This window comes from Leisingera sp. NJS201, from assembly GCF_004535885.1.
In the GTDB taxonomy this organism is placed as follows: domain Bacteria; phylum Pseudomonadota; class Alphaproteobacteria; order Rhodobacterales; family Rhodobacteraceae; genus Leisingera.
On sequence record NZ_CP038238.1, the window covers coordinates 58,893 to 84,506 of the forward strand.

19 protein-coding genes and 2 pseudogenes are annotated in these 25,614 nt (G+C 63.3%); 11 read left to right on the top strand and 10 right to left on the bottom strand.

Going from position 1 to position 25,614, the window contains the following annotated elements:
• The first annotated feature begins 3 nt into the window (after positions 1-3).
• The 4 genes and pseudogenes from ETW23_RS23340 (at position 4) to ETW23_RS23355 (ending at position 3,118) form a co-directional block, all read left to right on the top strand.
• Positions 4-1,104: an FAD-binding oxidoreductase gene (locus ETW23_RS23340; RefSeq protein WP_134831617.1), complete on the top strand. Its 1,101-nt coding sequence runs from the start codon at positions 4-6 to the stop codon at positions 1,102-1,104.
• Positions 1,079-1,389: pseudogene (locus ETW23_RS23345) on the top strand ((2Fe-2S)-binding protein). Before ETW23_RS23340 ends, ETW23_RS23345 begins: the two are co-directional and overlap by 26 nt.
• A complete protein-coding gene (locus ETW23_RS23350; protein ID WP_134831619.1) occupies positions 1,376-2,770 on the top strand; it encodes an NAD(P)/FAD-dependent oxidoreductase in 1,395 nt (464 codons plus the stop codon). The pseudogene ETW23_RS23345 and the gene ETW23_RS23350 overlap by 14 nt, the downstream one beginning before the upstream one ends.
• A 9-nt stretch (positions 2,771-2,779) precedes the next feature.
• A complete protein-coding gene (locus ETW23_RS23355) occupies positions 2,780-3,118 on the top strand; it encodes a RidA family protein (protein WP_134831620.1) in 339 nt (112 codons plus the stop codon).
• Between the two features lie 166 nt (positions 3,119-3,284).
• Here ETW23_RS23355 and ETW23_RS23360 read toward each other — a convergent pair whose 3' ends face one another.
• The 7 genes and pseudogenes from ETW23_RS23360 to ETW23_RS23390 form a co-directional block, all read right to left on the bottom strand.
• Entirely contained in the window at positions 3,285-4,124 is an 840-nt protein-coding gene (locus ETW23_RS23360) for a formate/nitrite transporter family protein (protein ID WP_129373369.1), read from the bottom strand.
• Between the two features lie 10 nt (positions 4,125-4,134).
• Positions 4,135-6,525: an RND family transporter gene (locus ETW23_RS23365; RefSeq protein ID WP_134831621.1), complete on the bottom strand. Its 2,391-nt coding sequence runs from the start codon at positions 6,523-6,525 to the stop codon at positions 4,135-4,137.
• Positions 6,526-6,530: 5 nt separating this feature from the next.
• Complete coding sequence (locus ETW23_RS23370; protein ID WP_167738203.1) at positions 6,531-9,866, bottom strand: aminotransferase class III-fold pyridoxal phosphate-dependent enzyme; 3,336 nt, start codon at positions 9,864-9,866, stop codon at positions 6,531-6,533.
• Positions 9,867-9,889: 23 nt separating this feature from the next.
• Positions 9,890-10,717: an aminotransferase class III-fold pyridoxal phosphate-dependent enzyme gene (locus ETW23_RS23375; RefSeq protein ID WP_134831623.1), complete on the bottom strand. Its 828-nt coding sequence runs from the start codon at positions 10,715-10,717 to the stop codon at positions 9,890-9,892.
• A gap of 24 nt (positions 10,718-10,741) precedes the next feature.
• On the bottom strand, positions 10,742-11,542 hold the full coding sequence (locus ETW23_RS23380) for an outer membrane lipoprotein-sorting protein (protein ID WP_134831624.1): 801 nt from the start codon (positions 11,540-11,542) through the stop codon (positions 10,742-10,744).
• A gap of 26 nt (positions 11,543-11,568) precedes the next feature.
• Positions 11,569-12,455, bottom strand: a pseudogene (locus ETW23_RS26970) (anthranilate synthase component I family protein).
• Entirely contained in the window at positions 12,368-13,690 is a 1,323-nt protein-coding gene (locus ETW23_RS23390) for a gamma-glutamyl-gamma-aminobutyrate hydrolase family protein (RefSeq protein WP_167738204.1), read from the bottom strand. Before ETW23_RS23390 ends, ETW23_RS26970 begins: the two are co-directional and overlap by 88 nt.
• A gap of 183 nt (positions 13,691-13,873) precedes the next feature.
• Between ETW23_RS23390 and ETW23_RS23395 the strand changes: the two genes are divergently transcribed.
• Genes ETW23_RS23395 through ETW23_RS23415 form a run of 5 tightly spaced genes read left to right on the top strand, consistent with a single transcriptional unit; the run spans position 13,874 to position 20,248 of the window.
• Entirely contained in the window at positions 13,874-15,040 is a 1,167-nt protein-coding gene (locus tag ETW23_RS23395) for a 4-hydroxybenzoate 3-monooxygenase (protein WP_134831627.1), read from the top strand.
• Positions 15,041-15,042: 2 nt separating this feature from the next.
• A complete protein-coding gene (locus tag ETW23_RS23400; RefSeq protein WP_134831628.1) occupies positions 15,043-16,278 on the top strand; it encodes a hypothetical protein in 1,236 nt (411 codons plus the stop codon).
• Between the two features lie 16 nt (positions 16,279-16,294).
• Complete coding sequence (locus ETW23_RS23405; RefSeq protein WP_167738205.1) at positions 16,295-18,001, top strand: class I adenylate-forming enzyme family protein; 1,707 nt, start codon at positions 16,295-16,297, stop codon at positions 17,999-18,001.
• Positions 17,994-19,376 carry a hypothetical protein gene (locus ETW23_RS23410; RefSeq protein ID WP_134831630.1) on the top strand — a complete coding sequence of 461 codons (1,383 nt, stop codon included), beginning with the start codon at positions 17,994-17,996 and terminating at the stop codon, positions 19,374-19,376. Before ETW23_RS23405 ends, ETW23_RS23410 begins: the two co-directional genes overlap by 8 nt.
• On the top strand, positions 19,373-20,248 hold the full coding sequence (locus tag ETW23_RS23415; RefSeq protein WP_134831631.1) for an aminotransferase class IV: 876 nt from the start codon (positions 19,373-19,375) through the stop codon (positions 20,246-20,248). The genes ETW23_RS23410 and ETW23_RS23415 overlap by 4 nt, the downstream gene beginning before the upstream one ends.
• On the opposite strand, the gene ETW23_RS23420 is transcribed toward ETW23_RS23415, so the two are convergent.
• The 3 genes from ETW23_RS23420 to ETW23_RS23430 all read right to left on the bottom strand — a co-directional run bounded on the left by ETW23_RS23420 (position 20,245) and on the right by ETW23_RS23430 (position 23,010).
• Positions 20,245-21,303 (bottom strand): NAD-dependent epimerase/dehydratase family protein, encoded by a 1,059-nt coding sequence (locus ETW23_RS23420; protein WP_134831632.1) that lies wholly within the window; start codon positions 21,301-21,303, stop codon positions 20,245-20,247. The genes ETW23_RS23415 and ETW23_RS23420 overlap by 4 nt on opposite strands.
• Positions 21,304-21,353: 50 nt before the next feature.
• Positions 21,354-21,926: an acyl-homoserine-lactone synthase gene (locus tag ETW23_RS23425; RefSeq protein ID WP_129373358.1), complete on the bottom strand. Its 573-nt coding sequence runs from the start codon at positions 21,924-21,926 to the stop codon at positions 21,354-21,356.
• A gap of 145 nt (positions 21,927-22,071) precedes the next feature.
• Entirely contained in the window at positions 22,072-23,010 is a 939-nt protein-coding gene (locus tag ETW23_RS23430; protein WP_134831633.1) for an alpha/beta fold hydrolase, read from the bottom strand.
• 210 nt (positions 23,011-23,220) lie between these two features.
• Here ETW23_RS23430 and ETW23_RS23435 point away from each other — a divergent pair, with 210 nt between their 5' ends.
• Together ETW23_RS23435 and ETW23_RS23440 are read left to right on the top strand one after the other, a co-directional pair.
• Positions 23,221-23,940 (top strand): LuxR family transcriptional regulator, encoded by a 720-nt coding sequence (locus ETW23_RS23435; protein ID WP_134831634.1) that lies wholly within the window; start codon positions 23,221-23,223, stop codon positions 23,938-23,940.
• A gap of 389 nt (positions 23,941-24,329) precedes the next feature.
• Positions 24,330-25,565 (top strand): glycosyltransferase family 4 protein, encoded by a 1,236-nt coding sequence (locus tag ETW23_RS23440; protein ID WP_167738206.1) that lies wholly within the window; start codon positions 24,330-24,332, stop codon positions 25,563-25,565.
• Positions 25,566-25,614 lie beyond the last annotated feature (49 nt).

Genomic DNA, 25,614 nt, shown 5'->3' on the forward strand with positions numbered 1-25,614 from the left:
AGGATGGAAGCAGATTATGCAGTGATCGGCGGCGGCGTTGTCGGCCTGTCGGTGGCCTGGGGGCTGCTGAGGCGCGGCAAGCGTGTCACGGTGCTGGACGGCGATGACGGATCGTTCCGGGCCAGCCGCGGCAACTTCGGCCTGGTCTGGGTGCAGTCCAAGGGCATGAAGCAGCCGCGCTATGCCAGCTGGAGCCAGCAGTCCGCAGCCGCCTGGGCTGGGTTTGCCGCCGAGCTGGAAGACAGCACCGGCCGTTCAGTCGGGTTGAAGCAGAACGGCGGTTACGATCTGCATTTCTCCGAAGAGACGCTTTATGCCACCGTGGCGCAGTACGATGCGCTGAAGGACAAGCTGGGCGGCAACTACCCTTACGAGGTTTTGGGCCGCAACGCGCTCAGCCGCGAGGAGCCGCATATCGGCCCCAAGGTGGCAGGCGCGATCCTGCATCACCAGGACGGGCACGCAAATCCGCTGCGGCTGCTGGTATCGCTGGCCGACGATGTGCGGCGGCTGGGCGGCACGGTCCTGAACGGCAAGACCGTCACCGCAGTCTCCAAACCGGATGCCTTTCAGGTTCAGTGCAGCGACGGCACCAGGGTTCCGGCGGGCAAGGTTGTGCTCTCCGCCGGTCTCGGCGCGATGGAGCTGGGTCCCAAGCTGGGCTTCAAGGCGCCCGTTCGCCCGCAACGCGGCCAAGTTCTGATCACCGAGAAATTGCCGAAACTGATCAACCGTCCGTCGCTGATTGCCCGCCAGGTGGATGAGGGCGGCATTCAGATCGGCGCCACCAACGAGGAGGTCGGGCTGGACGACGGCGTAACCCAGCCGGGCCTGTCGGGCCTCGCTGCCAAGGCCATTGCCGCCTATCCGGCGCTGGCCCGCGCGCAGCTGGTGCGCAGCTGGGGCGCACTGCGCATCCTGTCGCCTGACGGCCTGCCGATCTATCAGCAAAGCCCCGAACTGCCGGGTGCCTACCTGGTTACCTGCCACAGCGGCATTACCCTGGCCGCGGCCCATGCGCTGTTCTTGCCCGACTGGCTGGAAGGCACCGCAGCCGCCCTTGATCTGGAGGTGTTCAGTGAAGACCGATTCCCCGTTTCTTGAGCTGCAGGACAACGCCCCCGCGTGCGGGTCTGGTTCGACGGCCAGCCTTTGGACCTGCCCGCAGGCGCCAATCTGGCCGCCGCGCTGCTGGCCGCCGGCGTGCGGGTGTTCCGCCATACACCCGTTTCGGGCGCGCCTCGGGCGCCGTTCTGCATGATGGGCGCCTGTTTCGAATGCCTGGTAGAGACCGGCGGCGGCGTGCGCCAGGCCTGCATGCTGGAAGTGGAAGAGGGAATGAAAATTTCCCGCCCGCATGAAGCGGAGGCTGGCGATGCAACACTGTGACCTGGCAATCATCGGCGCCGGCCCTGCCGGTATGGCTGCAGCTGCCGAGGCCGCGCAGCGGGGCCTGAGTGTAATCCTGCTGGACGAGCAGAACCGCCCCGGCGGGCAGATCTACCGCGACGTCGACCGCGCTGCGGGCCCGCGCGGCGCCATCCTGGGGCAGGAGTATCTGCATGGGGCTACCCTGACGGCGGGCCTTGGCCAATCGGGGATCAGCCATATCTCCGGCGCCATCGTCTGGGCCATCGAGGACGGCTTGCGCATTTCTTTCACCCGCCAGGGGCGCGGCGATCAGATCCAAGCAGACCGTGTGATCCTGGCCACCGGCGCGCTGGAGCGTCCGATGCCCATCCCCGGTTGGACCCTGCCGGGGGTGATGACCGCAGGCGCCGCGCAGATCCTGCTGAAGCAATCCGGCGTTCTGCCGCGCCGCGCCGTGCTCGCCGGCAGCGGCCCGCTGCTCTACCTGATCGCGGCGCAGATGGTGCGCGCAGGCATGCCGCCGCTGGCGCTGGTCGAAACCCAGACTGGCATCAGCCCGATGGCATCAGCCCGCCATCTTCCCGGAGCGCTGCGCGGCTGGCGGTACTTGGTCAAAGGCTTGAAAATGCTGGCAGAGATCAAGCGTGCGGGCGTGCCCCGCTATACCGGCGCAACCGGGATCACGGTGCAGGGCAGCACCCAGGCCGAGGCGGTGGCCTTCCGCAGTAAAGGGCGCGATCACCGCATCGCCTGCGACACAGCCCTGCTGCATCACGGGGTGGTGCCGAACACCCAGGCCGCGCGCTCGATCAATGTGCCGCATGTCTGGTCGCAAGCGCAGCAGTGTTTTGTGCCCGAGGTCGGGACATGGGGCGAGTCCGCCAAGGAAGGCGTGCTGATCGCCGGCGACGGCGCCGGCATCGGCGGCGCCCTGGCCGCTGAATTCGCGGGCCGTACCGCAGCCCTGAAAGCGGCAGAGGAACTGGGCCGGATCACCGCGCAGGAGCGCGACAGGCTTGCCGCGCCGCTGCTCAGCCGGCGCAGCCGGGAGACCGCGGTGCGGCCGTTTCTGGATGCGGCCTATCCGCCCTACGGTGCGGCTTTGCAGCCTGCGGACAGCACCATTGTCTGCCGCTGCGAGGAAGTCACGGCAGGTGACATCCGCAGCTATGCCAAGCTTGGCTGTCTTGGACCAAACCAGGCCAAGGCCTTTGGCCGCGCCGGTATGGGGCCGTGCCAAGGCCGCTATTGCGGGCCGGCCGTGACCGCGCTTCTGGCCGAGGCCAACGGGCAGACCCCGGATGAAACGGGTTACTACCGCATCCGCCCGCCGATCAAACCCGTAACACTGGGCGAATTGGCTGCGATGGACGACCCATCCGCCACTGCCGCTGAATAGGAGAGAAAAGTGATCGAACGGATTGAAACCGGCCCCCGCATGAGCAAGATCGTGAAGCACAACGGCGTGGCCTATCTTTGCGGTCAGGTCGGGGACGGCGCAGACGTGGCCGAACAGACCCGCGACTGCCTGTCCCGGGTCGAGGCGCTGCTGGCAAAAGCGGGCTCCTCGCCGCAGCAGATCCTGCAGGCGATTGTCTGGCTCGCCGACATCAAGGACTTTGCCGGGATGAATGCGGTCTGGGACGCCTGGGTGCCGCAAGGCCACGCCCCGGCCCGGGCCTGCGGCGAGGCGCAGCTGGCGCGGCCGGATCTGAAGGTGGAAATCATCGTGACTGCCGCCTGCTGACCAGATCCGGATCTGTGCCGCGCATTTGTGGATCCGCGTGATTTCAGATCAGCTTTGGAGACCAAAGGCTCCGGCATCCTGTGATGCCGGAGCCTGGATTGTAACGGAGCCAAAGCCGTTTTCCGTTTTTCAGTACCGCTGCCATGACAGTCCGCAGGCGGTGTTTTCAGACATTCTCCAGCGGGGCATCCACTGCCGTTTCGGGGCTGGTTCCGTTGTGGCGGTAGTAGGTCGAATAGATCGTTGCCCCGACAAAGGTGATGCCCCCGGCAAGATTGCCCAGCACGGTGGGGATCTCATTGTAGAGCAGGTAATCAGCCCAGGTGAAACCGGCCCCCAGCAGCAGCCCGGCGGGAAACAGGAACATGTTCACCACCGAATGCTCAAACCCGAGATAGAAGAATATCAGGATCGGCATCCACATCGCGATCACCTTGCCCGATACGCTGGTCGACATGATGGCGGCAACCACTCCGGTCGAGACCATCCAGTTGCACATCACGGCCCGGATAAACAGGGTTGTCATGCCGCCCAGCCCGGCCTCGGCATAGCCCAGTGTCCGGGCTTCACCGATGGTGCGCAGTTTCTGCCCGACGTCGCCGGCTTCCTGGGTGAAACCCATGGTCAGGATCGTCGCCATGAAGATGGCTGTTGTCATGGCACCCAGAAAGTTTCCGGCAAAGACCAGTGCCCAGGTGCGCAGCATGGCGCGCGGGGTGCAGCCCGGACGGTTGGTCAGCACTGCAAAGGGCACCAGGGTAAAGACGCCGGTCAGCAGATCGAACCCCAGCAGGCTGAGCATGCAGAAACCAACCGGGAACAGCAGCGCACCGATCAGCGGGTTGCCGGTGTTGACGGTGACGGTTACTGCAAACCCGGCGGCCAGGGCCAGGATCGCCCCTGCCATATAGGCCCGGATCAACGTGTCCTTTGCGGACAGGCCGACCTTGGAGGCGCCGGCTTCGACCATCGCCTCGGCAAGTTCATGCGGTTTGAGATATGACATCCGGCATCCCTCAGCTTTGCGACGGGCGCATGGGATCAGGCATTTCCAGCACCGGGCGGTAGCCATCCGGATCGGCATCCGGCACCGGGTCTTTGGCGGTTCTGTGCGCGCTGCCGCGCGACAGCAGGATCAGCAGCGCCGGGGTGACGGTGAATTCAACCAGCAGCCCCAGAAAGATCGTTGCCGTGGTGACAAACCCGAAGGTGGCAAGGCTTTGCACGGAACCGGTTGTGTAGACGATGAAGGCCACCACCAGGATCAGGGTCTGTATGCCCATCGCCTTGCCCGCGCTTTGGAAGGTGCGGTGCAGGGCGGTGTCCAGATCCGCGCCCTGCTTGCGGCGGTCCAGGAAGTTGCGGGCGAAATGGATTGTGTCGTCATCCAGAATGCCCAATGCAATCGCGCCGATCAAGATGGTGAAGGGATCCAGGATAATCCCCATGTGGCCCATGAAGCCCAGGACCAGCAGCACGCAGCAGACGTTGATTGCCGCCATTGTCAGGCCGATCACCACCGACCGGGCGATCAGCATCATCACCAGCGCCACAATCGCGGTTGCCATCAGAAAGGAGGAAATCTGCGTTTCCGTCAGGAAGGTGCTGATTTCCAGCCACATCGGAACCACGCCGGTGACCACAACCCCGGCATCCGGATAACCCGCTTCGGCCATCACGGCAGCGGCCTCGGCCTTGATGGTTTCGACCAGCGGCGTATAGGCGCTGTAGGCGCGCGACGGCACCAGGAAGGTCAGCCGGGCTTCGTCAAAGCCGGCACTGGCGACCCGCTCCATCTCGTCATGGCCGGAGCTTTCGAACAGCAGGATCAGCTGGGCAATGGCATTGCGGTTGTCAGGGATGGCGTAGCTGCCCAGGGTCTGTTCCGACAGTTCCTTGACCACATCAGCCAGAGTGTAGGATTTGACCGGCACATCCTGATCCACCGCTGCCAGTGCCTTTTGCGTGATGGCATCAACAGCGCGCAGGGCGGCGGGCTCTTTCAAGGCGTCGGTCTTGCCAAGCGAGATCAGCACCTCGATCGAGTTGGAGACCGGAATTGCCGCATTGGCGGCCTGATGCGCCTGAAACAGATCCGAGTCCTTCTTGAAGGTGCCCAGATAGTAGTAATCCGTTTCCAGCTTGCTGACACCGGCGACGGCGACCGCCACCAGGACAGCAAACACGGCCACAATCAGCCGCGGCGCGCCGATGGCGAAATTTGCCATCGCGGCAAGCGCCGGGCTGTGCGTGCTGCGGCCCGGCTGCTGCCGGATACGGTGGCCCCACAGATTAGCCAGCAGCGGGAACAGGATCAGTGTGAAGATGCAGGCTGTCATCAGGCCGATGCCCAGAGTCAGGCCCACATCACGCACCGGCAGCACGCGCGAGCCGGAGAAGGCAAACAGCGCGCCGGCGGTGGTGATATTTGCCAGCAGCGCCGGGCCGCCGGCCTCTTCCATGGTGTCCAGAATGGCCGCCTGCACCGGTTCGCCCTTGCGCCGGGCAGTGGTGAAATCCGACAGCAGATAGGCCGCGGTGCCCAGTCCGACCGAAATCAGGAAAGAAGGGACAATCGGCGTAAGCAGGCCCGCGTCCGCGCCCCAAAGCCCCATTGCGCCAAGGGCGCAACCGATGGAGAGACAGGCAACCAGCGGCGGCAGCGCCAAGGCCAGCCGGTGGCGGAAGGCGATGAAGAAGCCCGCCATCACCAGGGTAAAGGTGATGCTGCCGAAAATGCCGCTTTCCATGCCGACAATGCGCTGCACGTCTGCATCAAGGATCGGCGCGCCGATGGCTGTGCCGTTCCATTCCGCATAGTCCGGCTGCGCAAGAATGGCGCGCACCGCCTGGGTGAAACCCTCTTTGTCAGCATTGGAGAAGGTGCTGACGGTTTCCACCAGCACACCGAATTGGCTGCCGCGATCGTTTACGAACAGCCCGCGGTAATAGGGGTGGGCGGCTGCCTTTTCCAGCCGTTCGGTGACTTCGGCCTGCGACAGGCCGGCATGCAGATAGTCACCGACATCAAGGACATCATCCTCGCCCGAGATGGAGCGGACATTGTGCAGCGCAGTCACCCGGTCGACACCGTCGATGTCTTCCAGCTGGGTCGCAAATCCCTCCAGCTCTTTGACAAAAGCCGCATTGGCCTCTGGCGGGGTCAGCACGATAAAGGAAAACTCATCCGACTGGTATTTCTCCTTGAAGGCGTACCAGTCTTCGATGACTTCGGCCCCCTCCAGGAAAAAGCTTTCCGGAGAGGTGTCAAAGCCAACGCGGGCAAGGCCGCTCATGAGGGTAGCGGAGACCGCCAGCATAAAGACGACGGCCAATATGCGCTGTGCCAGAACAAAGGATGCGAAACGCCGCATGAACCTGGCGAGAAGGGGTTTTGAATGTGTCATGGATCTTACTGCAGCCTGATGGATTCAAGGTTGATTTTGTCCTGGACCATGTCCGAGAGGGCGAAGCGCTGCACCTTGCCGTTGCCGGTGCGCGGCAGCGCGTCGAGGAAGAAGATCTTGTGCGGGACCTGGGACTTGGCAAACATCCCGCTGATGGCAGCCTTCAGGGTCTGCTCCAGCCCGGGGCCGGCGGTGGCACCAGCGGCGGGAACCACAAAGGCATAGGGCCGCACCAGGGGTTCGGGATGCTCGCGCAGGACCACTGCGCATTCGGCGACCAGCGGATGCGCGTTGAGGAAGTTCTGGGTTTCCGCAGGCGACACCCAGACGCCGCCGACCTTGGTCAGGTCGGTTGCCCGGCCCAGATAGTGGAAGCGGCCATCCTTATCCATCCGCATGATGTCATCGGTCCGGTACCAGCCATCCTGAAACGCCTGGGCGCTTGCTTCCGGATTGCCAAGATAGCCCGTCGCCACCGAATTGCCGCGCACCCAGGCCACGCCGGCCTCGCCGGTGCGGGTCACCTGCCCGTGCGCATTGCGGATTTCGATGCTGAAACCCGGAACGATGGTGCCGATGCTTCTGCCGCCAGCTTCACCCTTGGGGGTGGCCAGGGCAAAGGACATGATTTCAGTGGCGCCAAGACCATCCTGAATGCTGATGCCGCTGATCTGTTCCCAGGCGTCATCGACAAAGGGCGAGCGGGCCTCGCCGGCGGCGATGCACTGGCGCAGCGTCGACAAATCGCGCGGCGGCTGCTTGACCAGAATGCTGTAGACGGTCGGCACCGAGAACAGCACCGTCGCCTTCTGCTGTTCGATTTGGTCCAGAATGGCGGCGGGATCGAACCGGCCGTTGCCCAGCAACAGGGCGGCACCGTGATACAGCGCGGTCATCGACACCGAAAAGCCATAGGAATAGCTGAGCTTGGAGGTGACGATAACGTTGTCCTTCGGCGACAGCCCGACGTTGTGGCGGCCATAGTTCTCGGCCATGTTGACCAGGTCGAGGAAGGAATGCGGCACCGCCTTGGGCAATCCGGTGGACCCCGAAGTGAAGATCACAACGGCTTCGTCCCCGGCGCTTGCGGCTGCGGATTGCGGGCCGGCTGCGGTCTGGCCCAGCAGCTGGGCGTTGCTTTCAAGCAGTGCCACCGGCAGCAGATCCGCCAGGCCCGCCTCCATGCCGGGGCTGCACAGCGCATGCACCGGTGCGGCGACCTGCATCATGGCGCGCAGGCGGTCCTGCGGCAGCGAGCTGTCCAGGGTGACCGGCACGGCGCCAATGCGCCACAGGCCTGCAACCGCGGCGATATGGGCAAAATTGCCTGCCCCCGCCACAAACACCCGCGCGCCGCGATCAATGCCCAGCGTCAGGAAGCGGGCAGCTGACACGCCGGCCGCATGATCCAGATCCTTCCAGGTGAAAATCCCGCCGTCCATCTCCTTGATCGCCGGATCGCTTGCACTGATGCCTTCCGCACGCTGGCCGATCATGCGGTGATAGTAGTCAATGCTGTCATCACTGGTCAGCGAGTGCGGGTCCGCAGCAGCGCTGGCCTGCGACAGTGCGTCGTCACTTCCGGCGGCTTCCGGGCTGCCGTCGCCGATCAGGCTGCCCCAATCGACCCGGCCGATGGGCTTGTCGAAGGCGCGCAGGTCTGCCAGTTCAAACCCGGTATCGGCGGCGATTTCGCGCAGCATGCTGACTTCGCGGTGCGACGGCGCAGCCCCGACTGAAGTGTTTTCATAGTGTTTGCGCAGCGCCAGCATGACGGTTTCGGCGATACAGGCAAAAGCGACCCCTTTGGGCATCGGAATGCCAAGCGCCAGCTGCGGGCGGCCAGGATAGGCAATGACACCGCCGTCCATGATCAGCACATCATCGCGTTCTTCGCGGCAGCGATAGCTGATGTTGCCGGGCCGGGACAGATCGCAGACCACGCTTTGCGGGCGCAGATCCTCAGGCGTGATCAGCTTATCGGTGGAGCTGGTGGCCGAGTAAATGATGTCGGCATTGCGCAGATCGCGGCTGCAATTGTCGGAAATCACGAAATATTCGGGATCGCGCAGCAGCTGTTCCGCCAGTGCCGCAGGGTCGGTTTGGCCGTCCATCAGCTTCATCGCGCGGTCCAGAACAGAGCCGGCACGGGCCGGAAGCTCGCCGTCGCGGGACGCTTTCAGCCCCGCAGCCAGCGACCGCTTGAGCCGCAGGAAGGATTTTTCCAGCGGGGTCGCCGGGTTCACAAACAGATACAGGCGGCGGGCCCGGGCCGAGATCATCTGCACCATGCCGCTGCCGATTGATCCTGCCGCGCCGATAATCGCCGCGGTGGCGTCGCTTTGGCTGCGGCCCAGCGTGGTGGTGGCGCGGTCCGCGGCCATCAGGGCTGCTTCGATGGTGAAGCCGTTGCCGGTGGTCACCGCCTGGCCCAGCGGATCAATCCGGGAGCCGCCCCGTGTCACAATCGAGGTATAGCCGCCCAGACCGACAATCCGCGCACCGCGTTTGACGGCCAGGTTCACACATTTCTGCACCAGCTCGCAGGCGTCGTCCTGCGGCATGGCCAAAAGCTGCCGGGCACTGCGGGGCAGCAGGATAAAGTCGCCAACCGCGCTGGAGCCGTCCTTGCCCTTGATCCGGGCGCGGCTCAGCAGGATGGGCTCGTCGAACTCGCCCAGAAGATTGGTCAGCACGTCGCGCTGGCTGCGGGTCACCTGCCGCAGCAGCGGATCGAGGTTCTGCAGATCGTCGGTTTCCAGCTGATGCACGATAAAGCCGAAGCGGCCTTCGTCCGGGCCGATTTCACCGACCGGATCCGCGCCCAGGAATTCAACCGCGGATTCCCGTTCCCCTGCCTTGGCGGTGCCGGTGATATGCTTGGTGGCGCGCACCGTGTCCTGCGCCGCCAGCGCATCCAGGCATTCCTCCAGCGCGGCTGCGTAGGTTTCACATTCCTCGTCGGTGGTCAGATAGCTGGGCATGATCCGCAGCACGCCCTTGCAGTTCGCCGCCGGAGTGACCCGGACGCCGTTTGACAGCATATGCCCCGCCGTCAGCGCCGGATACTGCTGGCTGGAACCTGCCAGGCCCAGGAACGCGCCCTCCGACCCTGCGACCACATTGGTTTGACGGCTGAATTCGATGCCATGCAGCAGCCCGCAGCCGCGGGTGTCTGCGATCAGCTCCGGATAGGCGCGCTGCAGCCGCTGGTGAATGCCGTCCAGGGTATTGCCGCAGGCGCGGATGCTGCGCAGCAGCTCGCTGTCGTTTTCCAGCAGCACGTCAAGCATCGCGTTGGCGGCGGTTGCGGCATAGGCGCTGCCGGCAAAACTGGACATCTGCTGAAAATCCAGCGACTTGGTCACCGCACGGGGCCAAGCAGACAGGCCGAGATCGGCATCACACCGCCGCCAAGCGCCTTGCCCAGAACAATGATATCCGGATTGCCGCCGGTCCATTCGGTGGCAAAGAAATGCCCGGTGCGGCCGGTGCCGGTCATGATCTCATCATGGATCAGCAGAACACTGTGTTTGTAGCACAGGGCACGCACAGCTTCGAAATAGGCCTTGGAGGCCAGTTTGACACCGCCCTCGGATTGCACCGGCTCAAGGATGACCGCCGCCATCGAGTCACCCTCGGCCGCCAGGGCGCGGTCCATCGCATCAATGTCGCCAAAGGGCACAAAAACCGTGCCCGCCAGTTCGGCAAATTCATTGACAGGGTCGGTATGGGTGACAGAAAGACCGCCGATGGATTTGCCATGGGTGCCATTGACCGCCGCGATAAAGCGCAGCCGCCCGGTCGCCAGACGGGCAGAGTTCAGCGCGATTTCAATCGCTTCGGTGCCGGTGGTGGCAAAGTTGACACGCTCGGTGATGATCGGCGACAGCGACATCAAACGCCGGGCCAGCACTTCGGTTGCTTCTGAAAAATAGGGCTGGACCAGATTGGTAAGCGGCAGTTTCAGGGTTTCTGCAACCGTTTCCGCAACAGGATTCGGGCCATGGCCCAGCGGCAGACAGCCATGGCCGGGCACAAAGTCCAGCACCAGCTTGTTGTCGCCGCAGTGCAGCTGGTTTCCGTTGGCGCCGACGACCTGGGTGTAAAGGCCGCAGGTCTTGAGCTTGCGGTCAAGCAGCGGGTTGATGGGGTTCGGCTCATTGAGGTGTCCGAAATGTTCCAGAGGCATAGGCTTAGTTCTCCTGATGGGGCGTCAAAGGCTTTGGGATCTGAAATGACCGCCGCCGAAATTTGGGCTGAAATCGATTTTGCTCAGGCTGATCAGGGTTTCCCGTCCTTTGCCGTGCACAATCATGTGGCGCGAGCGCAGGATGTGTTTGCCATCCGGCGCCTGGGCCGCCTTAGACATTTTCTGTGTCTTCAGATGGCGCCCCTTCTGATCGAAGTAATCAATCTGGAACGGCACCATCGACCCGGCCCTGGCCTGGGTCACCGCGCGCGCATAGCCGATGCTGCGCCCGTAGCCGGCGCTGCGCACGGTGCTTTCCAATGTGATGCTGCTGCCGTTGCCGGCGGTGATCGCATGGGTGAAGTTTTCCAGCCGCATCGCCATCAGGTTGGCATAGCTGAAATCCGTTCCGGCAAAGGCATTGGCCTGCTTAGAGGCGGAAATGCGGCGCACTTTGCCAAGGCTGGGCAGCATCAGCCAAAGATCATTGTCCTTTCTGCCTTGCTCGTGCACCAGCAGTTTGGTGTCGCGCACATCCGCAGGGGCCAGAAAGACATAGCGGCGGTCGCTAAGATCCTTGCCGCCCTGCCGGGCCGTGGAGACTTCCAGATCGCGGGTGCGCACCGGGGCGCCGGTGCGGCGCAGCTCGACCTTGGCCATTGCCGCCATTGATCCGGTCAGCTCGATATTGTTGACCGCGGTGGCAACCTCCAGCGCATCAGGGGCCGCCAGCACCAGGCCGGGCGCCAGCATGGCGGTGGCCAGACTGCCGCCGCCAAGGGCAAGAAAACCGCGGCGGGGAAGCCGTGAAATTGAATCGGGCATGAGGGTATCCTTTTCGAAGTCCTGCTTCACTTTGCAAAGGTGCCTGCCGGCGCCGCCTGCAGACCGTTGGAAATCCGGTAGTGTTCTGAATGGCCGGTAAGATGTTCCGCCAAGGCCCGCACCAGGGCCTGGCTTTTCAGCATGATCTCATCCAGTTCGGCCTTGGGGTCCGACAGATAGGTGATGGCGCCGCCGCAACCGATGGAGACGGACGCGCCCTGCTTCACCACCGTGCGGATGACAATCGAAAGATCCGATTGCCCATTGTAGCCGATCCAGCCGATCGCTCCGGAATAGACCCCGCGCGGGCCCTCCTCGAGCTGATCGAGAATTTCAACCGAGCGGATTTTGGGCGCTCCGGTCATAGAGCCGCCGGGGAAACAGGAGCGGATGGCATCAACGCTGGTCAGGCCCGGTTTCAGCCGCCCGCGGATGGTCGAGACCATCTGATGCACGGTTTTATAGGTCTCAATCGCGCACAGCTTGGGCACATCGACGGAACCGGGGATCGAAGTGGCGGCAAAGTCATGCCGCACCAGATCGACGATCATCAGGTTTTCGGCGCGTTCTTTCTCGGTGCTCTGCAGACGGCGGGCCAGCTCTGCATCCTCTTGCGGCGTGGCCCCCGTTTGACGGTGCCCTTGATCGGTTTGCTTTCCAGCAGGCCGGACTGATCCGCGCGCAGAAAACGTTCCGGCGAGGAAGACACAACCTCGGTGCCGCCGATATTCAGAAAGCCGCTGTAGGTCGCCGGGTTGCGCTGGCGGAGAACCTTGTAAAACTCCCAGGCATCCAGCTCTTCCAGCTCGGCAGTGATCTGGTTGGTCAGGCACAGCTCATAGCTTTCGCCGGCGCGGATCTGCTCCTGGCATTTGATAATCCGGTCCAGATAGGCCTGGGGGTCGTGCCGCATGGTGAATTCAAGCGGCGGGCGGGATTTGGCGGGGCCAGGGCGACCTGCATCCTGGCCGCCTTGGCGAACGTTGTCTGCAGCGCTGACAGGGCGTTGTCGAATTGGGCTTCCTCGGCGTCCTGCGGCAAGCAGACCGCCGCATAGGCCGCATCTTCAAGATGGTCGATCACAAAGAACTGCGGCACATGGCGAAAGGCGGCGTCTTCGGTTTTCGAGGGCGGCGAGGAAACACCCAGGAATTCCGATTTCAGCTCATAGCCCAGCCAGCCGATAAGGCCGCCGAGGAACGGGAACGGCGGATGCCCGCCGGGACAGGATACAACACCCAGGCAACTGCTGAGATAGTCCAGCACCGGCATCTGCCGCTCGGCGGCAAGTGCGGTTCCCTCGTATTCGCGAATGGTCTGCGTTTGCACGCAATAGGTCATGCTGCGGTCCGGGTCCGCGGGCGCCTCAACAATGGAATAGCGCGACAGCCCCTCCTGCGCGAGGCTGCTTTCCAGCAGCTGCGGACGGCGGCCATTGACCAGGCCCTGCGCTTCGACCAGCGCCGCCGGGTCGATGGCGGCGCCCAGCTTGTGCCAGTAAAGGCTGCGGGCGGGCGCCGCGCCTGCGGCATTGCTGCGGGCCTTGGCCGCGGTCCGGCCCTGATGCGTCTCGACCAGATTCAGAAAGTTGCCGAGAATCGCCCGGCCGTATTCGGTGGCAATCGATTCCGGATGGAACTGCACGCCCCAGCGCGGGGATTCGGTGCTGCGGATGCCCATCACAATGCCATCCTCGGTCCAGGCATCGCAAACAAAGCCCTGCGGCAGCTCCGGGTTCACGGTCCAGGAATGATAACGCATCACTTTCTGTGTCTTGGGCAGGCCGGCAAACAGCCCCTCGCCGCTGCAGGTGATCTGACTGACCCGCCCGTGCATCGGTTGCGGCGCCAGCTCAACCACGCCGCCACCCTCGACGATCATCGCCTGATGTCCCAGGCAGACCCCCAGCACAGGGCGGCTGTCGCGGCGCAGAATTTCCAGGGAAATGCCAAGATCCTTGGCGACGCCGGTGTTGCCCGGCCCCGGAGAGATGATGATTCCATCATAGCTCAGAAATTCCGGGCTCTGCAGAAAACCGTAGCAGTCATTGCGGATGACATCGATGCAAAGACCGTCGCGCTGACCGCGCAAAAAGTCGGCTATATTATTGGTAAAGCTGTCAAAATTGTCGACGAGGAGAAGTTTCAAGGCTCTGTATCCCTTTACTGCCATAGGCTCATCAACCGGCTGGAAACGCCGTCAGGCTGAAATGAATTGCCCGGATAAGGCGGGAATTACGGCCCGCCTGTCACCTATCGACTTTGAGAGTTCCGGTATCCGCCGCGGCTATCTAGCGTCGGCGCGAAACAGCAAAGCGGAGCGGAAATCCCCATGCGTACGACGGTTGGTATTATTGGCGGCGGCCCGTCCGGGCTGCTTCTTTCGATTCTTCTGGACCGTCTGGGAATCGACAATCAGGTGCTGGAACACCGCAGCCGCGCGCATGTGCAGCGCCGGGTGCGGGCCGGGCAGCTGGATCACGCCAGCGTTGCCTTCCTGCGCCAGGCCGGGCTGGCCGGGCGTCTGGACCGGCTGGGCCTGCCGCAGCGGGGCATGAACCTGCGCTGGCGCGATCAGACGCGGCGTATCGACCTTGAAGCCTTGAGCGGCGGGCATTCCTGCACGGTTTACGGCCAGTCGGCGCTGACCTGCGATCTGACCAATGCGCTGGCCGCAAGCGGCCGCAGCCCGGTCTACGGCGCCGAAGATATCCGGCTGTCGGATCCGGAAGCGGAGCCGCATGTCATCACCTATCGCAAGGACGGCGCTGAACACCGGCTGGAATGCCGCTTTGTCGCCGGCTGCGACGGGGCGCACGGCCCGGCCCGCCGGCTGGTGAACGGCGCCGGGGGCGGCAGCAGCAAGCGGCTGCCGTTTTCCTGGGTCGGCGTGCTGAGCGAAACCCCTCCGGTCTCGCCCGAGCTGACCTATGCCTATCACCCGCGCGGGTTTGCGCTGTGGTCGATGCGTTCGGACACGGTCAGCCGCACCTACCTGCAATGCGGCGCGGACGACCAGGCCGAAGACTGGTCCGATGACCGCTTCTGGAGCGAGATGCAGCGCCGCCTGGGGCCGGATGTGACCTTCAGCCCCGGCAAGGTGACAGAACGGCTGATGGTCCGGATGCAGGGCTATGTCGCGGACCGGATGCAGCTTGGAAATGTGGTTCTGGCCGGCGATGCGGGCCATACTGTACCGCCCTCGGCGGCCAAGGGCCTGAACCTGGCCATCGCCGACATCCGCGAGCTGAGCGAAAGCTTCCGCAGGCTGCTGTTTGAGGGCCGGCAGGACGCCTTGGCAGAATATGCGCAAAAGGCGCTGAAGCGGGCCTGGGCCGGGCAGGCGTTTTCGTGGCAGATGACGGATCTTCTGCATGCGCCCCCATCGGGTGATCCGTTTGAGAGCAATCTGAAACTGACCCGGCTGGACACCCTTCTGGCCTCGCCCGGGCAGCTGAGCCTGTTCTGCCGGGACTACACCGGCGCCGAGGCTGCCTGACCATGCTGCAAAGGCTTTTGAAACCGGGTCTGATCCTGTCCGCGGCCTTGGCCGCCGCGGCACCGGCGCGGGCTGAATTCAACGGGTATTTCGCCACCGGGGTGCAAGGCGGCAACCCCAATTTCACCGACAGCGGCACCGGTGTTTTCGGGCGGCTGAATTATCGTTTTTCCCACAGCATGGACGCGGCCGCCGGCACGCTGGATCTGTTTGCCGGCGGTGCCCTGCAGGGCAGCGGCCGGGAGGACCGGGCCATCAATGAAACCCAGTCCCTGCGCCAAGCATACGCAGAATACCAGGCAGGCAGCTTTACCCTTGGCGCCGGGCGGCACGTGCATGTGCAGGGGGTCGCTGACGGGTTCATCCCGACCGACGTCGTCTCGCCGCGCAACTTCCGCTTTGCCGTCTATGAGGAACAGGGCAACCGGTTCGGGTCCGACGGGATCTGGGGCACGGTGTTTCTCGGATCCGACGTCACGGCGTCCGCCTATGCCTATACCAACACCCGCAGCAGCGTTCTGCCGCAGGGGATTTACCCCGGTGCTTTGTCGCTGCCGGACGAACCGGTCGAAAGCGACGATCAGGCCTATGGCGGGCGGATCGCCTGGGCCGCAGGGTTCGGCGATCTTGGGATCAGCGTTTATTCAGGCCCGGCCAACCTGCCCTATCTGTCGGCGAATGGAACCGGCGTGCAGCCGGTGGTGCCGCATCTGTTCATGGCGGGCGCGGATTTCGACCTGGTCCGCGGCGCCTGGCGGTTCTACGGCGAGGCCGCGCTGCATGAGTATAAGTCCGGCAGTTTCGCCATTCCCGCAGCGCTGCTGCCCGAAGATGAGGTTCAGGCCGTCCTGGGTGCCGAGCGCGAGCTGGCCGGCACCAGCAGGCTGGCCGTTCAGCTGTTCTGGCGCGACCTGCAGACCAGCCGCAGCACCGGTGCCGGTCCGCTGGCACCCTTGGCGGCCGGCGTCAGGACCGTCTACGGGCAGTATGAAGACCGGCAAACGGGGTCCAGCCTGTCCTACACCTGGGAAAGCGACGATACCCGCCGGTCCGCCGAAGCCACTGTTTCCAGCTGGTTTGAAGACGACCTTTATGTGCGGCTGCGGGGCAAGTACCGGCTCGGCTCCCAAAGCGTGATTTACCTCTATGCCGATTGGCTGGATGGCCCCGCGGGGTCGCCCTACGGCACCTTGGAGGACAGCTCCAACATCGGCATCGAATACCGGATATTCTTTTAAAGGAAGGGGCTTAACCGTGTTTCCGAAACGTCTGCAATTCATTCTCGACCGCACTGTCAATATCGCAACCCTGATGGACACCGCAATCGCGGGACGCGAGCATGAGATCTTTTTCACCACCGATGAGCAGCTGCCGCAGTACGGCATCCCGGATGACGGGCTGACCGGGGGCGGGCTGCGGCGTACCGTCAACCGGCTGTGCCACATGCTGCACAGCCATGGCGTCCGCCGGTTCGACCGGGTGGCAATCTGGAAAGGCAACTCGCTGGATTATTTTCTGTGGAGCTATGCGGCGATGCGCCGGGGCGCCATCTCGGTTCCGGTCAATGGCCGGATGCCGGTGCAGAATTTCCTGAACTTCATCCGCCACAGCGGTGCCAGGACAGTTGTAACCGATTGCGCCGGACTGCAGAGCCTGCTGGACAGCGGCCTGCCGCTGGACGGGATTGAGCGGGTCTTTTTGACCAATGGCAGCCTGGCCGCCCCGGGTGTCGAGGTGATCCCGGTACCGGACGCCTTTGCCCGGGCAGCGGTGGAATACACCCCGCCGCATATGGACCGCGATCAGCATGTCATGATCTGCCACACATCCGGCACCACCGGTTTCCCCAAGGGGGTTCTGCACGGGTCGGACAGTTTCATTCTGGCGGCCCAGGGCCAGATGCGGATCCAGTTCATTACCCGCCGCAACCCGGTGATGTTCGCAGGCTGGATGAACCATCACATCAGCCAGGCCGGCTGCATCACCTCGCTTGCGGCCGGGGTGCGGACCCATGTGGTGACGGACCTAAGCGCCAGGCACATCCTGCAGTCCATCAGCGACTGGCAGCCGCGCCTGTTCTTTGCCTTTCCCGACATCTACCAGAACATGTGCCAGACCGGCCTGGACGGTTACAACCTGTCGTCGGTCCGCATGTGGATGTCCAGCGGCGACGCCATGCACGAACATTACATCCGGCAGCTGACGGCCAAGGGCGCCTTTTTGCGGCTGTTCGGCAAACCGCTGGTCAGCTCCCTGTTCATGGAGTTCTTCGGGACCTCCGAAATCGGCTTTGCGGCGCTGGTGAAGATCAGCGAACGGCGGACCCGGAATTTCGGCCGGATGGTGGGGCGGCCGACACCGGCCAGCCCGGCGGTGAAAATTGCCGATGCCGAAGGCCGCCGTCTGCCAGCCCACAAGGTCGGGCGGATGATGGTCAAAGGGCCGACGCTGTTCAAAGGCTACTGGAACCAGCATGACCGCACCCATGATGTGGTCCGCGACGGCTGGTGGTGGACCGGGGATGTCGGCTTCCGCGACAATTTCGGGCGGTTCTACCAGATCGACCGCGATGTCGACACGGTGAACACTGCCCAGGGCCCGGTCTACGGTCTGCCGGTTGAAGAAGAAGCGCTGAAATTGCCATTTGTGCAAGAAGCCGCTCTCGCGGCCCGCCCGGCCTCTGGCCCGGACGAGGCAGTGCTGCTGCTGCAGATGGCGCCGGGACATGCGGGCAGCCCTGCGGATTTGCTGGCAGCGGTGAAAGCAAACTGCAGCTGGGCGCAGCACCTGTCGGAGGTGATCATCCTGCCGGAGGGCGTCAAACCGCCGCGCGGGCTGACTGGCAAAGTGCTGAAACGCGAAATCCGCGAACAGTTGCGGCAGCAGCCCGCAGCGGAGGCCGCACAGCCGCAAACACCGGCAGGCAAGCCCGCAGCGGCCAAGGAACTGGCCAATGCCTGAACGCAACCCGATGACGACGCTGAACCGCATCTACATCTATTATGAAAAGATGCTTGCCCGTCAGGGGCTGAACGGCAATTCCTGCGACTGGTTCGAACTGGAAAACGCACCGGATCTGGATGTCCTGCGCCAGGCCGCGGCCTCGGTGTCGCGGCGCCATGCGGCCCTGCAGGCGGCCGGCTCTTTTGCCGGGCTGACCGGGTGGGGCTGGACCCGCAACCCGCAGGCGCAACCCGACATCCGCTATGTGCGCACGCGGGGACGCTGCCCGGAACAGGCCGCCGACCAGCTGGTGCCGCAAAATGTCTGGGGTGAGCCGCTGGACCACGCCAATGGCCCGCCGTGGCGGATCTTTGTCACCGAATATGACGACCTGACCATCCTGCAAAGCGTCACCAGCCATATCTACACCTGCGGAAAATCCGCCAACCTGATCTCGGTTCAGCTGGTCAGCGCCTATGAGGCGCTGATGCGCGGCGAGGTCCCCGTTGAAAGCCCGGCCGGCGTTCCGGACAGGGCAAATGCCAAACTGTTCATGCCCAAATGGTCCGCCTGGCGGCATCTGCGATCATTCGCGGCGACAATGCTGGACATGCTGCGCGAAACGGTGACCGCCCCGGTGGCGCTGGCGGGCAACACCAGCAGCAAGCTGCAGCGCGGACGGACCCGGGTGCGTTTTGAGGATCTTGGCCCCGATGTCTGGCAGCACCTGCGCCAGTTTGCCCGCTCCGAACAGATCAGCCGGCACCCTTTCTACCTTGCGGCCTGGGTTGAAACGATCACCGCCTTCAATGCCGCCAGGGGGCAAAAGCCCAAGGGCAAGGTCAAGCTGATCGACAATTTCTCGCTCAGGCCGTTTTCGGACCAGGATCTGGACGGCTACTATGACATCTGCGCCGTGCCCTATGCGATCGAGGTTCCCTCCGGCCCGTCAACCCGGACCCAGCGCGAGCGGATTTTTGAAACGGTTGAGACCCTGCGCGCGGGCAAGGTGCTGGATGACCTCACCCGCTATGCCTTTTACCACAAGGTGATCGCCTTTCTGCCCAAGGTGCTGGCGACCAAACTGGTGCTGATGCTGGTGGTGAAATCGCCGTTTATCCTGTCCAACATCGGCCCTGTACCGCCGCAGATACTGAACGCCTCGGCATTGCAGACCCGCAGGTACTTCAGCTTTCCGCAGCTGTTTCCGCCGGGCAAGATCATGCTTCTGATCACCACAACTCCGGACAGCCTGCGCGCTGTCTTCCTGTGGGACGAAGACGCGGTGTCCTGTGCCGAAATGGAAAATGAAATGATCCCTGCCTTCAAGGACGCGCTGGCGCGCTCCATCGGGCTTGGGGCTGCGGGCAGCCAGCCGCAGGCTGCGGAATGACCGGCGGTAAGGCGCTGCCGCTGCTGTGGTCGGACGGCGAATTCCACCCGCCCGGCAGCCCGGTCTATGCGGCATCCGAACGCGGCGCCACGCTTGGCGATGCGGTGTTTGACACGGTGCTCTGCCTGGGCGGCAAGGCAGTGCTGCGGCAGGCCCACCAGCGGCGGCTGGAACATACGGCGGATTTCTTTGCCCATCGTGCGGACTGCCGCCTGATTTCAGCCGCTTACGGCATCTGCGCCGAAACGGACGCAGCTGCGATCCTGCGGGTGTCCATCAGCCGCGGTGCAGGGGCACGCGGGCTGGCAACCGATCTGTCGCACTACAGCCGGGTGACCGCCACGCTGTCGCCGTTGCCGCCGTCGCTGCAATTCCAGCCGGTTGCGCTGGATATTGCCGAAGCCGCCAGAAACGAGACCTCGCCTCTCAGCCAGTGGAAAACCGCCGCATCTTATCTCGATGCGATCCTGGCCACAGGCACCGCCCGCCAGAAAGGGCTGGGTGATGCGCTGTTCCTGAACACCCGCGGGTTTGCCGCCTGCACCACGATGGCAAACATCTTTGCCATCAAAGGCCGCAGGCTGATCACCCCGCCGGTGCACGACGGGGTCTTGCCGGGGGTTACGCGGGGGCTTCTGTTGTGTCTGGCGGCAGACGCAGGGCTGACCGCCGAAGAAGCCTCGCTCACCGCTACTGAGCTGCAGTCCGCGGATGAGGTTTTTGCCTGCAACAGCCTGCGGCTGATCATGCCGGTGACCAATATGGGCGGGACCTCGCTGCGGTTCCGGAGCGCCCTGGCCCGCTTGCTGCGGGACAGGATCGCCCAGGAAACCGGTATTATGCCGGCCCCGCCGGACTGGGCCGCGGATTAATCCGCGGCGGCCAGTTCCTGCTGCATCAGCACCCGGCTGGTTTCCGCGATGCTGTTATCAATCGGGCGGAAGCTGAGCTCCAGCAGCGTCTTTGCGCGGTCGCAGGATACTTCCGGCGCCACGCCCAGATGCGGCAGGACATTCTGCAGAACCGGGTCGAATTTCGCCGCAGCCCGCACCATCGAATCCGGGGCGGCACCGGTCTTGATGGCCCGGCTCGGGAACTGCTTGGCAATCACCCTGGCAATTTCAACCATCGTCCGGGTTTCACTGGCGGCAATGATCCGCTGCCCGCAGGCGCCGTTGCGCAGCAGTGCCTGCACATGGGCTTCGGCCGCATCGCGGACATCGACACAGGGGAAACCCGCATTGGGAAGCGCCGGATCGCGGCCCTTCAGGAACCGCTGGATGACGCCGATGGACGTTGCGCCGCTGCTGCCGATGGGCGGCCCGAAGGCAAGGCCGGGGTTGATGACAGTCATCTCCAGCCCCAGTTCCTCCGCCAGTTCCCAGGCCCGGCGCTCGGCGTTCAGTTTCGACAACGCATAAGCATCGGTGCGGGGATCCTCCGGGTCGCTCCAGTCGCTTTCGTCGTAACACAGGCGGCCCGGCTCCAGCGGTTTCATCGTGACCGCGGCGATGGAAGACGTCACCACAACGCGGCGGGTGCCATGGGCGGCGGCGGCGCGCAGCACCCGTTCGGTGCCTTCTGCCGCCAGTTTCACCAGATGCTGCGGGTTCTTGGGCGGGCGGTCAGGAAAGGGCGAGGCCGTGTGGATGATCGCCCGGCTTGATTGCGCCGCCAGATCCCAGCCGTTGTCAGAGGTCAGATCGGCCTCGATGAATTCCAGCGGCAGGCTGTCCTTGCCCAGGTAGTCCTGCAGCGAGGCGCGGACCGGGCCGGCCTTTTGAATGTCGCGCAGGGTAATCACCACCCGCAATCCCCGGGCCAGCAGGGCCGCGGCCACATGGCGGCCCAGATAGCCGCCGCCGCCGGTGACGCAAATGCGGTCTCCGGGCGCGATTGAAAACTCCTCGAGGGTATCCTCAGGCATAATCGAACTTCCTTTTTGTGATAAACGCTGTCCGCACGCCGGACGGGCCGTCAGGCTGTCAGGCGGATTGTGCTTTCGGCCTGCTCAACCCGGACGCGGGCAACGGCGATGGTCATATTGCCGCAGCGCCAGGGCTTACCCAGAACCTTCAGATCGTATCCGCGCGGGATCAGGATCCGTGAATAGATGAACAACGGCATCAGCAGCAGAAACTCTGACAGGCCCTGCTGCTGGCCGAAATTGTAGATCCGGCTGGTGATGGCGTCGATTGCCTCAGACCGCTCGGCGCCGTTCAGCGACCGGCAAACGCCGAACCGTGTTGCTTCCCAGACGCGGTCGCTTTTGGGCAGCGGTCCGTCATATTCCTGCGAAAAACTCTTTTCGATCATATAGGTGCAGGATGTCGGCAGCAGCCGCGAGACGCCGACCACCTGATCGGCGTTGTTGATGCACAGGACATATTCGGTTGCCGGCGTGTCGAATTCATCGAACTCCATGCCGTCGTAGCTGTTCAGGTCCCAGCCCAGACGTTCAACGAATATCTGGTGCCGCAGCTTGAAATGCGCGCGCCAGTAATGCGCGTATTTCCCGATATTCTGATTGTTCACGATGATAGTCCGCATGTCACCCAAGCCCCGCTTCGCTGAATTTGAGTGGCAGTGTCAGGATGATCCCGGCAGCGGTAAACACTGTAACCTGATAGTTGCGTGCACTCCGGCCGGCCCCGGCCCCGCTGCCCCGGCCGGGAGTGCCGGGATTCGTCCGGCCCTAGTGCTGCGCATCCAGAAAGGCGCGCAGCGCCCGGCCCGACCCGGCCGGCTGGTCCAGCATCGGCACATGGCCGCATTGATCCAGCCAGACCAGTTCGGAATCCGGCAGGGCCTCGGCCAGTACCGCCGCGCCGCTGGGATCGAAAATCCGGTCCTCCCGGCACCAGACAATCAGGCTCGGCTGGGTGATACGGGTGGCAAGCCTCTGCAGGGGAACCGTATCCGAGCCGTTGACCTCCTGCCAAATCCGCCGGTTTGCCTGCGCATTGGCAATTTCCTGACCCGCCCACAGGTTTTCAATCACTGCAGGCACATATGGTTTTTCCGGGAACAACAAGGCGTTGCGCTTCTCAAAGGACTCCCGGCTGTCGACCACCAGGGTTTTCTGCTCTGTCCGCATTGCTGCTTCAAACTTGCTTTCCTGCGGCGAATTCACGCCGACGGGGCTGCCGATAAAGGCAACACTGGCGACCCGGTCAGGAAACTGCGTGGCCACCAGGCCGGCAATCTGCCCGCCCATCGAATTTGCCGCCAGATGAAAGCGCTCCACCCCAATCGTATCAAGCACCGCCATGAGGTTCTGCGCCTGCCCGGCATAATCATACTCCCCTTCCGGCAGCACGGAATTGTCCCCGAACCCAGGCAGATCCAGCGCGATAACGCGGTAGCCGCCGCTCAGCTGCCGGGACATGTCGATCCAATGTTCCTTGCGCGCAAATATACCGTGCAGCAGGACAACCGTTTCTCCCTCGCCGCCCTCAAGATAATGCACAGTGCCAACCTTGGTTTCAGCCTGTTTCGCCGCCAATCCGGAGACATAGACAAAGGCAGAGATCATCGCCCGGGCGCTCTGCGCGGGCCAGACCCGCAAGGCGGCTGTGACGGCCAGACCGGCCAGTAAAAGGGCGATTGCGAAAGTGATAAATTTCTTGGCCATCTGAAGTCGGGTCTCTGCTAGGGATGCTTCACCCACAAGTGTGGTTATGGTCTGGAAATGCAACCCTGAGTGAGGAAAAGAGCCTGTATCGGCGTGTTCTTTCCGACATCCCGCATAGCAGATTCGCGCAGGGCTGAGCCACAATTATAAGTTGCGCCCAGGGCGGACCTGAAATAACCTTACGTTAGGTTAATTTTTTAGGATTTGGTGATGCAGAATGCTGTTTCTAGCGGATGCAACGCGCGCGGCTCCATTGTGGACAGCCTGTTCAGCGAACTTCAGGAAAACACGGATTTTGAGTATTTCGCCGCCTGCCACATAACCGCGGAAACCACCCGCGGCATCACTGCAGCGCAGCAGAGCATGAAAACAAACTTCCCCAAGGAGTGGACGGCGCATTACCGCAGCACCGGCCTGATCGGCTCTGACCCGGTCATTCAGTTCGCCCCCCGCACCAGCCGGGCCATTTGCTGGCAAACCGTGCGGAATTGCGCCTCGTTTCAGAAAAAACATGATCAGGTTTACAAGGCGGCCGGCGATTTCGGCATTCATTCCGGGGTGCTGCTGTCCTCGCGGCAGTTCGATGGCAGCATTCAGATCGTGTCCTTCTCCAGCTCGCGGAAAAAAGCATATTCAGACAAGGACTTGTCCCGTGCGACCTATTACGGGCAGCTGATCGGCCAGGCGGTAAGCGACACCGTTCCCTCTGAAGGCGAAGCCCAGTCAGCCGGCGGCATTTCTCCGCGGGCACTGGAATGCCTGCAGCTTGCAGCCTTGGGGAAATCTTCAGCGGAAATCGAGATCATCCTCAACATCAGCCGCCACACAGTCGACTTTCACATCAGAAATGCGATGGCTGCCCTGGGCGTGAACACCCGGACCTTTGCAGTGGTCCGGGCGGTGCAGCAGGGCTTGATCCTTCCATGCTGACAGCGGTGCGCCGGGTTGCAACCTGATACGGCCACCGCCCAACGGTGTTCTTGGCGGGCGCCGCTTTCGCTGCAACCGTCATGTTCCGGTTATCAAACAGGAACGGGTCCTGAGCCTGCTCCAGGTCCTTTACCCAGAGCTGAGGAATACGCTTTTCCGGCTGGAGGCCCTCAGGCAGTATCCATTTTGACTAATTTATTAAAAATCCATAATAAATGATTACTCGCGCCATGCTTGCATAGCAGATTGAGCGGTATTGCAGTATCAATAAACGCAGTTTTATGCCGCCGCCCCGGCGGCCCGCCCTGACCCGCAACCGATCGGAAGGGATGCGCTCCGCCTCTGAAACAGGGGTGGGTGCCGCCACCCGCCATTTTGCTGAGGGAATTTTGAGAGTACTCATTCTGGCATATGCCTGCGAGCCGGGCAAAGGCGGTGAAGGCGAAATCGGCTGGGCGCTGGCAAACCGGCTGGCAGGCGCGCATCAGGTCTGGGTGCTGACCCGCAGCAACAACCAGCCTGCCCTGGCCGCGGCAAACCGGAACCCGGATTTAAAGCTCCTCTATTACGACCTGCCGCCCCTGTTCACCGCCCTGAAGGGCCGCGGAAAAAAGAACTTTTTGCTGTATTACTACCTCTGGCAGCTTGGCTCTGCCGCCGCAATCCGCCGGTTTGACCGGCAATACGGCTTTGATGTCATCCACCATCTGACCGGCGGCATGGACTGGATGCCCTCCGGTGCCGCCTTTCAGAAAAAGCCGTTTGTCTGGGGACCGGTGGGCAGTGAAAACACCCATCCTCTGATCCGCAGGCAGATGCCCTGGCGCGCCCGGCTCAAGGATACCGCCCGCTCTGCGCTGCGCTTTTGCCTGCGCAATCTGGACCCCGCCGTCCGCCGCACCCGCGCCAGGGCGGATGTGATCCTGTCGCACACGCCGGGCAATTTCCCCGCTGGACTGCAGAACAAAGTGGTGCCTTTTGTGCAGACCGGGATTGAACCTGCGCCGCGGATGGCGCTGCGGAAATCCAAGCCGCAGCGCGGCAGGGTGATCCGGATTATCTATGCAGGTGAATTTGTTGATTGGAAAGGCGCGCTTTTGGCAGTCCGCGCCTTTGCCGCATTTCATGCCGCCTATCCGCAATCCCGGCTCACGATGGTTGGCGCTGGCAACCAGGAGACTGCGATCCGCAAGGTGATCACCCGCAACAACCTGGATGCCGCGGTAACCCTGACCGGGAAATTGCCGATGGAGACGCTGCTGGGCGAGCTGAACCGCGCTGATGTCTTTCTTTACCCCAGCTACCACCACGGGCTGGCGACCATTCTGCTGCAGGCCATGCTGACCGGCCTGCCCACCGTCTGCCTGGAGGGGGACGCCATTGGCCGGGCGGTGGGTCAGGAGGCCGGCATAACCCTGCCGCCGCCGCACTCCGGCGATGCTGCCGGAGTGCTGGCGCAGGCATTATTGACGCTGGCCGGGGATGAGGGTCTGCGGCAGTTAAAAGCCAGGGTTGCAATGGATCTGGCTTTGTACAGGTATAATTATGATGCAATCACGGCACGGCACTCAGACGTTTACTGCTCCCTTTTGGCGCAGTCCGGCACGGCAGCCGGATCTGTCTGAGCTACCGGAATGATTTCCACAGCCCGCCCCGTCCCCGGCCCAAGACCCG

Excerpts from the sequence above, each read along its gene's own strand:
- ETW23_RS23365 (WP_134831621.1), bottom strand. The coding sequence starts at position 6,525 with ATGACACATTCAAAACCCCTTCTCGCCAGGTTCATGCGGCGTTTCGCA.
- ETW23_RS23375 (WP_134831623.1), bottom strand. The coding sequence starts at position 10,717 with ATGCCTCTGGAACATTTCGGACACCTCAATGAGCCGAACCCCATCAAC.
- ETW23_RS23415 (WP_134831631.1), top strand. The coding sequence starts at position 19,373 with ATGACCGGCGGTAAGGCGCTGCCGCTGCTGTGGTCGGACGGCGAATTC.
- ETW23_RS23395 (WP_134831627.1), top strand. The coding sequence starts at position 13,874 with ATGCGTACGACGGTTGGTATTATTGGCGGCGGCCCGTCCGGGCTGCTT.
- ETW23_RS23400 (WP_134831628.1), top strand. The coding sequence starts at position 15,043 with ATGCTGCAAAGGCTTTTGAAACCGGGTCTGATCCTGTCCGCGGCCTTG.
- ETW23_RS23380 (WP_134831624.1), bottom strand. The coding sequence starts at position 11,542 with ATGCCCGATTCAATTTCACGGCTTCCCCGCCGCGGTTTTCTTGCCCTT.
- ETW23_RS23340 (WP_134831617.1), top strand. The coding sequence starts at position 4 with ATGGAAGCAGATTATGCAGTGATCGGCGGCGGCGTTGTCGGCCTGTCG.
- ETW23_RS23360 (WP_129373369.1), bottom strand. The coding sequence starts at position 4,124 with ATGTCATATCTCAAACCGCATGAACTTGCCGAGGCGATGGTCGAAGCC.
- ETW23_RS23435 (WP_134831634.1), top strand. The coding sequence starts at position 23,221 with ATGCAGAATGCTGTTTCTAGCGGATGCAACGCGCGCGGCTCCATTGTG.
- ETW23_RS23410 (WP_134831630.1), top strand. The coding sequence starts at position 17,994 with ATGCCTGAACGCAACCCGATGACGACGCTGAACCGCATCTACATCTAT.
- ETW23_RS23350 (WP_134831619.1), top strand. The coding sequence starts at position 1,376 with ATGCAACACTGTGACCTGGCAATCATCGGCGCCGGCCCTGCCGGTATG.
- ETW23_RS23420 (WP_134831632.1), bottom strand. The coding sequence starts at position 21,303 with ATGCCTGAGGATACCCTCGAGGAGTTTTCAATCGCGCCCGGAGACCGC.
- ETW23_RS23425 (WP_129373358.1), bottom strand. The coding sequence starts at position 21,926 with ATGCGGACTATCATCGTGAACAATCAGAATATCGGGAAATACGCGCAT.
- ETW23_RS23430 (WP_134831633.1), bottom strand. The coding sequence starts at position 23,010 with ATGGCCAAGAAATTTATCACTTTCGCAATCGCCCTTTTACTGGCCGGT.
- ETW23_RS23370 (WP_167738203.1), bottom strand. The coding sequence starts at position 9,866 with ATGTCCAGTTTTGCCGGCAGCGCCTATGCCGCAACCGCCGCCAACGCG.